The organism is Sediminibacterium salmoneum NBRC 103935, assembly GCF_000511175.1.
Classification (GTDB): Bacteria; Bacteroidota; Bacteroidia; order Chitinophagales; family Chitinophagaceae; genus Sediminibacterium; species Sediminibacterium salmoneum.
The window spans coordinates 1,405,293-1,412,962 of sequence record NZ_KI866530.1 but is presented as its reverse complement, the minus strand read 5'-3'; the positions used below and the strand labels follow the sequence as shown (position 1 = coordinate 1,412,962).

Sequence of the window (7,670 nt, the reverse complement as noted above, 5' to 3'; positions counted from 1 at the left end):
GTTTAATTGCACCTACTTCTACTTTGGATGAAGTTTCCAAATCGGCGGCTTTGTATACTTTGAGAAAATTAAGAACAAAACTGGCGGCTGCGGTTTCTCCTAATGAAGATACCAAGGCACACAGGGACACGATTTGATTTTCTTATTGGATAAAGCGTTGAAAGCAGATTAATTGAATATACTGTTAATTAAAAATCCGCCCCGATTAATCGGGGCGGATTTTTTGTTTTGTAACTAAATGTTTTTTGAATCCTGATTACCATATTATGTTCCGTAATTTTTACAGGATTGCGACATGGGTTTATTGCCCCGTTTTTTTCACAGGAGATTTTTTTGCTTCCTTGTTTTCCTTGTAGCGCATATCAGGAGTGCCGTCTGCTTTTCTGGGACCAGGTGCAGTTGCTTTGAATTTTTCTTTATTGGCTTTATATCGCATGTCGGGCGATCCGTCCGATTTATTAGGGTGAACTACCTGACTGTTCCTGCCACCAGGATTAATGTTCTTTTGAAATTGCTGAATTTTTTTTATTTCAGCAGGATTTTGAGTGGACCCTTTTTGTGAGAGGCCAGCATAGAAGATGCAGGATGCCAAACAGCTTAGTAAGAAAGATTTTAGCATAATCAATTTAATTGGTTAGGCTGCCAAATTACAAATTCTGCATTAAAATCTTCTGGGATATGTTTGGGCTATCTTGGCTTCTTTTCTTTCTACATTATTGCTGGGACTTTTGTACCCGGGTGAGCCAATTCTTTCTGCTGCTCCTCCTGGTCCTGCTTTGTATTTTGCCTCCGGGTTGGTATTACTGGTAGTATTCTGAATAAATTGCATTCTTCTGCGAATACGATCCAGGTTTTCTTTATTTTTTTGGCTTTTTCTGCGTCAGTTAAAATTGGCTCAGTATTTTTTGGCTTTTTACCCATTGCCATTGCTTTGGCTCTTTCTGCTTTGTTGGCCATTAATTGAGCCTCAATGGCTTTTTTCTGCGCCCTCAATGCCCTTTCAACTCTTGGATCGTGCGATTGGGCATGAACTGCACTAATCAAAATAATCCCTACGGTTAGGAAGGATAGATGGATTTTCATTGTTTTTTGAGCTTTTGAACTACAAACTAGCGAATTATTTATATAAATGCAATAGTTGTCGGGGAAATAATGCCATTTATAAGGTAAAATTTAACAATAAATGCTACCTTTGCCCCCCGATTAAAACCATCGGGTTATTGTATGATTTTATTTAATAAACAACTAAACGCAGATGCTCAGGAGAGCGCAGCCGCTTCAGAAGCCGCTAACGTTCCTACTGCGACAACAAAAGCACCTGAAGTAGTAGAAACCGCTCATGACGATTTTGACTGGAGCATTGACAAAAGAAATGTAAGTCATTATGCTGCAACTGAGCGTGAAAAGTACGACAAGGTATACGACAATACTTTCGTACAAATTGAAGACGGTGAAATCATTAAAGGTTCAGTGGTTGCACTTACTAAAACAGATGTTGTAGTAAACATTGGTTTTAAAAGTGATGGTCTTGTATCTCTTAATGAATTCCGTGATTTACCAGGTTTGGCCGTAGGTGATGAAGTGGAAGTAATGGTAGTTGAAAAAGAAGACCGTTCCGGTAACCTTCATTTGAGCCGTAAGTCTGCAAGAATTTTCCGTGCATGGGAAAGAATTGTGGAAGTTCACAAAACCGGTGAAGTTGTAACTGGTACTGTTACCAGCAAAACAAAAGGTGGATTGATCGTTGATGTATTTGGTATGGAAACTTTCTTGCCAGGTTCTCAGATTGACGTGAAGCCTGTAACTGATTATGATCAGTTTGTTGGTAAAACAATGGAATTTAAAGTAGTTAAGATTAACGAAACTATCAAGAATGCCGTTGTATCTCACAAAGCCTTGATTGAAAGTGATATTGAAGCACAACGTGCTGAAATCATGAGTAAGCTTGAAAAAGGTCAGGTATTAGAAGGTATTGTTAAGAATATCACTGACTTTGGTGCATTCATGGACTTAGGTGGATTGGATGGTTTACTATACATCACCGATATTTCATGGGGTAGAATTTCTCACCCTAGCGAAGTGGTGAAAATGGATCAGAAACTACAGGTTGTTGTATTAGACTTTGATGATGACAAGAAGCGTATCAGCTTAGGTCTTAAGCAATTGACCCCACATCCATGGGATGTATTACCTGAAGGTTTAGCGGAAGGTTCTGTAGTAAAAGGTAAAGTAGTAAATATTGAAGACTACGGTGCATTCCTTGAAATTCAACCTGGTGTTGAAGGATTGGTTCACGTATCTGAAATTACCTGGGCGAATACCCCAATTAATGCGAAGGAATTCTTCAAATTAGGTGACGAGCACGAAGCTAAAGTGGTTACTTTAGATAAAGACGCACGCAAGATGAGCTTGAGCATTAAACAAATGACTCAGGATCCTTGGAACACCATTGAAAACAAATATCCAGAGAACAGCAAGCACAAAGGTTTGGTGAAAAACATCACTCCTTATGGTGTATTTGTAGAGTTAGAACCAGGAATTGGTGGAATGATTCATATCAGCGACCTAAGCTGGTTGAAGCGTTTCAATCACCCAACTGACTATACAAAAGTTGCTGAACAAATTGACGTTATCATACTAAGCATCGATAAGGAAAACCGTAAACTTCAGTTAGGACACAAACAGTTGGAAGAAGATCCCTGGAATTCTCTTGAAGAAACTTTTGCCATCGGTTCTATCCACGAAGGAACAGTTACCCGTAAGGATGACAAAGGTGCGTTGGTTCAGTTACAGTATGGTTTAGAAGGTTTTGCCCCTAACCGCCACCTGAACAAGGAAGACGGTACACAGGTAAAAGCTGACGAAACCGCACAATTTGTGGTAATTGAATTTGACCGTAACGAGAAGCGCATCGTTCTTAGCCATGCACGTATTTGGGAACAGCATATTGCTGAAGAAAAAGAAGCAGCTAAGAAAGAAGCAAAAGCTGAATCTGATAACACCAAGAAAGCCGTTAAAAACATCCAGTCTAAAGTAGAAAAAGCTACTTTGGGTGATTTAGGCGCTTTGGCTGAGATCAAGGCAAAATTGCAGGAAGGAGAGGGTGATAATAAGTAATATCACCTAAAGTTGTAATACAAAAAGGCTGTCCGGTTTAATCGCTGGATGGCCTTTTTAGCTATTAATTAACGGCTGTGATCCCAAATTCCAAAAAACCCTTCTTAAATTGCTATTTTATACGTAATTTCGCCAACTTCTATGGGTAGAATTGTAACTATTTTATTGCTTACTGTTTTTTTGGGAACCGCTTGTACTACCAAATTTGCCAAGATAATGAAGAGCAAAGACTATGAGTATAAGTACAAAATGGCGGAGCAGTATTATGCCAACAAAAAGTACCCGGAAGCGCTAAGGCTCTTTGAAGATATTTTCCCTTATTTAAAAGGTTCCCAGAGATATGAAGACATGTACTATAAGTATGCGTATTCTTATTTCTACATAAGGGATTACCTGAACGCGGAAAATATGTTTAAAAGCTTTGTAGAAAACTTTCCTGCCAGCACCAGAACACAGGATTGCGAATACATGCGGGCGTTTTGTTATTTTAAACAATCGCCCAAGGTTGAATTGGATCAGACCAATACAACCAAAACTATGGGCTTGATGCAGGCTTTCATTAGTACGCATCCAACATCGCCGAGAGTAAAAGAAGCTACAGAGATCATTGATTTATGTAGGGAAAAGTTAGAAAGAAAGGAATTCTTAAGTGCTGAATTGTATTATAACCTGGGATTCTATAAAGCTGCAGCTATTGCGTTCAGTAATGTGGCTGATAACTTTCCGGATTCTAAAAAATCAGATGAATACAAAGTACTCATGATTAAGTCATACTATAAGTATGCTGAAATGAGTTACGAGGACAAGCAAAAAGAGCGTTACGAAAAAGTGTTGTCTGAGTGTAATGAGTTTGCGGAAAGGTTCACAGACAGCAAGTTTCTTGAAGAGGTAAACAAGTACAAAACACAAACCCTTAACATACTTAAAAAAACGGGAAAAATGAGTAAACTAAGAAGGCAGATGAGTGCCAATACCGCCAGTGTGGTAGAAACCAAAAGCCTGATCTCCATAAAAGAGAAAACAGGTAATCTGTATGAATCTATTGCCATTATTGCAAGAAGAGCTAATCAGATTAATATTTCCCTTCGCGAAGAATTACATAATAAATTGGAAGAATTTGCCAGTCATACAGATAGTCTGGAAGAAATTCATGAGAATAAGGAGCAGATTGAGATTTCCCGCGCATATGAGAAAATGCCTAATCCGGCAATTCTGGCAACAACAGAATTCATGGAGGGGAAAGTGTACCACAGAAAAAATTTAGATACCGACTTATTCCGATAAGCTAATTCTTTCTAAAATGATTCAAACGACAGTATTTTACTGTCGTTTTTTGTTATTTTTAGTTTCCGTTCAATTTAATCTTGCCATGCAATTCATACGTGTTACAATTCTGTTTGTTTCCCTGTTTGCCTTACCGCAGTTGCTGAATGCACAGGAGCTTAAAGCTAAAGTAACCGTAATGGCTGCAAGGGTAGCAACCACTGTAGACAGGAAAATATTCACAACACTGCAGACTCAGTTGAATAATTTCATGAATAACAGAAAGTGGACGAATGATGCATTCAGGGATAACGAAAAAATTGAGTGTAGCTTTATTATCAATATTGAATCTGCTGTAGAACCTAATATATACAAAGCCTCCTTAACCATACAAGCTGCCAGACCGGTTTTCAATGCTTCCTATCAGTCTGCACTGGTTAATTTTATTGATCCTGAGTTATTATTTAAGTATGTAGAGTTTCAGCCTGTTGAATTCAATGAAAACAGGGTCCAGGGCACTGATGCGGGTGTGGCTAATTTAACTGCAGTGCTTGCATACTATGCATACATGATTATTGGTCTGGACTATGATTCATTCTCTCCAAAAAGTGGCGAATCTTATTTCAGGAAAGCACAGAATATTGTAAACAATGCACCTGAGGGTAGTAAAATTGCCGGATGGAGAATGTTTGATGGATTGAGAAACCGTTATTGGCTCAATGAGAATCTGATCAATACCAAATTCAATATTATTCATGATGTAATTTATACCTACTACCGGGCTGGACTAGACAAATTAATTGAGAATGAGAATGAAGCAAGGGCTAATATTTTACAGGCACTAATTCAATTAAACGCATTGAATAAAGAGAATCCCAATAGTATGATTCTGCAATTTTTTATGCAGGGAAAAACAACTGAGCTAATTGGAATATTTAAGAAAGGAACTTTTGAAGAAAAACAAAAAGCAGTAGAATTATTATCGTTGCTGGATATTCCCAACGCCAATAAATATAAAGAGGAGCTGAAGTGAGAAAACTATTTTATTTCCTGATTGTTCTTTTTCTGGTTGCTTGTGGTGGTGAGAAAATCCCCAAGAATGTTATTCCCATCAATGATATGAGTAAGATTATGTGGGATATGATAAAGATGGATGAATACTATCTGCGAATTACTGCAAAAGATACTTTGAAATTAAAGATTAAAGAGAACATCCGTTTGTATGAGCAGGTTTTCAGTAGCTATGGTATTGAAAGAAAAAAATTTTACGATAGCTATCATTATTACGAAGCACACCCCAATCAGTTTAAAATTCTGATTGATTCAATTGATGCCATTGCAGTACGGGAAAGAAATTTGATTAATCAAAAATCACAATCCAAATAAGAATGAATAAGGTATTTAAAGATGCATTAGAAGCAACTGCAGATATTAAAAATGGTGCAGTAATTATGTTGGGCGGATTTGGTTTGAATGGTATACCCGAAAATAGTATTGCTGCTTTAGTTGCGCATAATGTTCAGTCCTTAACCTGTATTTCTAATAATGCAGGTGTTGACGATTTTGGTCTTGGGCTGTTATTACAAACTCGTCAGATTAAGAAAATGATTAGTAGTTATGTGGGAGAAAATGCCTTGTTTGAAAAACTACTGTTAAGCGGCGAATTGGAAGTAGATCTGGTTCCTCAGGGTACTTTGGCTACGGGCATTCAAATGGCTGCTATGGGTATTCCTGCTTATTTTACACCAGCTGGTTATGGTACTGAAATTGCCGCAGGAAAAGAAATAAGGGAGTTTGACGGGAAAATGTATTTAATGGAAAAAGCCATACATGCAGACTTTGCCATTGTTAAAGCATGGAAAGGAGACAAGGCGGGTAATTTGGTTTTCAGAAAAGCTACCCGCAACTTTTCTACCTCTATGGCAAAAGCAGGTAATATAACCATTGCAGAAGTGGAACACCTGGTTGAACCCGGAGAAATTGATCCGGATGAAGTGGATGTTGCAGGGGTATATGTACATCGAATTTTTGAAGGAAAAAATTATGAGAAAAGAATAGAAAGAAGAACCACCCGTATTTAAATGATTTTTCAAAATAAACCATCATCATGGCTCTAGATAAATTTGGTATTGCTAAACGTATTGCACAGGAACTAAAAGATGGCATGTATGTGAATCTGGGTATTGGTATTCCTACATTGGTTGCTAATTATATTCCATCCGGTATTTCTGTTGTTTTTCAGAGTGAGAACGGTATTTTAGGTATGGGGCCTTATCCTGATGAAGCATCCATTGATGCTGACTTAATTAATGCAGGTAAAGAGACTGTAACCGTTGTTCCTGGGGGGGCTTTTTTTGACAGTGCGGAAAGTTTTGGAATGATCAGAGCAGGAAAAATTGATCTGACCGTTCTGGGCGCTATGGAAGTGAGTGAAAAGGGAGATATTGCCAACTGGAAGATTCCCGGTAAAATGGTAAAGGGGATGGGAGGAGCGATGGATCTGGTGGCCAGTGCTAAGAATATTATAGTTGCTATGATGCATACCAATCCAAAGGGGGAGAGCAAATTGTTGCCAGCCTGCAGTCTACCCTTAACGGGTGTAACCTGTGTTAAAAAAATTGTGACTGAACTGGCTGTACTTTCTGTAACATCGGATGGATTTTTCCTGCACGAGAGAGCTCCGGGGGTTACAGTAGAAGAGATTAAATCGAAAACACTTGGAAAACTGGTTGTTCCGGATTTTGTGCCTGAAATGCAGATTTCCTAAAACATTTCCGTTTTTTCTTTGTTGAATGGTTTTATATATTTCACTTTTTAAATAAATAATAATGAGTATTCAAGTAGGACAAAAAGCTCCATCATTTTCTCTTTTTAATACTGAAAAGCAGAAAGTAAGTCTGGAAGAGCAAAAAGGAAAACCAGTTGTTTTGTTGTTTTTTCCTCTGGCATTTACAGGTGTATGTACGGCTGAACTTTGCAACGTGAGAGATAATATTGGGTTGTATAACAACACCAATGCTCAGGTATTTGGGATTTCAGTTGATTCTTTGTTTACACTAGACAAATTCAGCAAAGAACAAAACCTGAACTTTCCATTGTTAAGCGATTTTAATAAGGAAGCTGCCAAAGCTTATGGGGTATTGTATGATACTTTCCCTGCATTTGAAATGTTGGGCGTAAGTAAACGCGCTGCATTTGTTATTGATGCAGAAGGAACAGTAAAATACGCCGAAGTTTGCCCAACACCTGGCGATCTTCCCAGCTTTGAAGCTATCCAGGCTACATTAGCA

Annotated in this window: 9 protein-coding genes; 7 read left to right on the top strand and 2 right to left on the bottom strand. The window is 38.1% G+C overall.

All coding sequences use genetic code 11. From position 1 onward, the window contains the following. Positions 1-301 precede the first annotated feature (301 nt). Entirely contained in the window at positions 302-619 is a 318-nt protein-coding gene (locus P767_RS16200; protein ID WP_037351675.1) for a hypothetical protein, read from the bottom strand. Positions 620-708: 89 nt separating this feature from the next. Next, a complete protein-coding gene (locus P767_RS0106735; protein ID WP_026763905.1) occupies positions 709-1,083 on the bottom strand; it encodes a hypothetical protein in 375 nt (124 codons plus the stop codon). A 141-nt stretch (positions 1,084-1,224) separates the two neighbouring features. Between P767_RS0106735 and rpsA the strand changes: the two genes are divergently transcribed. From rpsA to P767_RS0106695, 7 genes are all read left to right on the top strand, one after another. Then, the gene (gene rpsA / locus P767_RS0106730; protein WP_026763904.1) at positions 1,225-3,117 is read left to right on the top strand and encodes a 30S ribosomal protein S1; all 1,893 of its coding nucleotides are present in this window, start codon (positions 1,225-1,227) and stop codon (positions 3,115-3,117) included. Between the two features lie 141 nt (positions 3,118-3,258). Beyond that, on the top strand, positions 3,259-4,401 hold the full coding sequence (locus P767_RS18135) for a DNA-directed RNA polymerase subunit omega (RefSeq protein ID WP_084799851.1): 1,143 nt from the start codon (positions 3,259-3,261) through the stop codon (positions 4,399-4,401). A gap of 85 nt (positions 4,402-4,486) precedes the next feature. Then, entirely contained in the window at positions 4,487-5,413 is a 927-nt protein-coding gene (porD, locus tag P767_RS0106715; protein WP_026763903.1) for a type IX secretion system protein PorD, read from the top strand. Beyond that, on the top strand, positions 5,410-5,766 hold the full coding sequence (locus P767_RS0106710; protein ID WP_026763902.1) for a DUF4296 domain-containing protein: 357 nt from the start codon (positions 5,410-5,412) through the stop codon (positions 5,764-5,766). Before porD ends, P767_RS0106710 begins: the two co-directional genes overlap by 4 nt. Before the next feature lie 2 nt (positions 5,767-5,768). Then, entirely contained in the window at positions 5,769-6,461 is a 693-nt protein-coding gene (locus P767_RS0106705) for a CoA transferase subunit A (RefSeq protein ID WP_026763901.1), read from the top strand. Positions 6,462-6,487: 26 nt separating this feature from the next. Beyond that, the gene (locus P767_RS0106700) at positions 6,488-7,147 is read left to right on the top strand and encodes a 3-oxoacid CoA-transferase subunit B (protein ID WP_026763900.1); all 660 of its coding nucleotides are present in this window, start codon (positions 6,488-6,490) and stop codon (positions 7,145-7,147) included. A 61-nt stretch (positions 7,148-7,208) separates the two neighbouring features. Next, positions 7,209-7,670, top strand: a 462-nt coding sequence (locus tag P767_RS0106695; RefSeq protein ID WP_026763899.1) for a redoxin domain-containing protein, incomplete at its 3' end; no start/stop codon positions are given.